At 50.7% G+C, this 533-nt stretch carries 1 pseudogene; it reads right to left on the minus strand.

The features are described from left to right. Positions 1-322, minus strand: a pseudogene (locus tag ACFS25_RS31700) (ABC transporter permease); the annotation flags it as partial. Between the last annotated feature and the right edge of the window lie 211 nt (positions 323-533).

Consider the following 533-nt stretch of genomic DNA (forward strand, 5'->3'; position numbering starts at 1 on the left):
CCGTCGCTAACACAGCCTCCCGGTCAGCCGTAGCGACCGCTAGCCGGTTAAAATCAGGATAGTGGCTACGTAGTTCCTGAGCCAGCGGAATTGACGCCACATTGTAAGCGGCCTTCTGGCCATCGAAGTGGACGATCTGCCAAACTTGCGCAATGCGATCCGCCCTTTCCTGCTGCCTATCGAACGACAGCTCGTCGTATACCCAAAGCCCAATGAGCATGGTTACCGCCATGCCCGTTGCCAGCCCAGCAATATTGATGGCCGAAAACGCTTTGTAGCGAAGCAGGTTGCGCCAGGCGATTTTGCTATAGTTACCAATCATGAGTAGGCCGAGTTAAAGCAATGATCCTAGTCGGCCAAAGATCATACCAAATTTAAAACAACCGCTGGTGAATAGGAGGGGCTTGTTAGCCACTAGGTTACTGTACGATTTCGGACACGATTGTCCGATTTACCCGTATCGATCACGCCTTAGCGTGGGGCAATTTAATTATAGTAGGATGTACCAATTTTATCTTGTGGTAGATTACGGC

Origin of the sequence: Spirosoma flavum, from assembly GCF_042686045.1 — a bacterium.
Taxonomy (GTDB): domain Bacteria; phylum Bacteroidota; class Bacteroidia; order Cytophagales; family Spirosomataceae; genus Spirosoma; species Spirosoma flavum.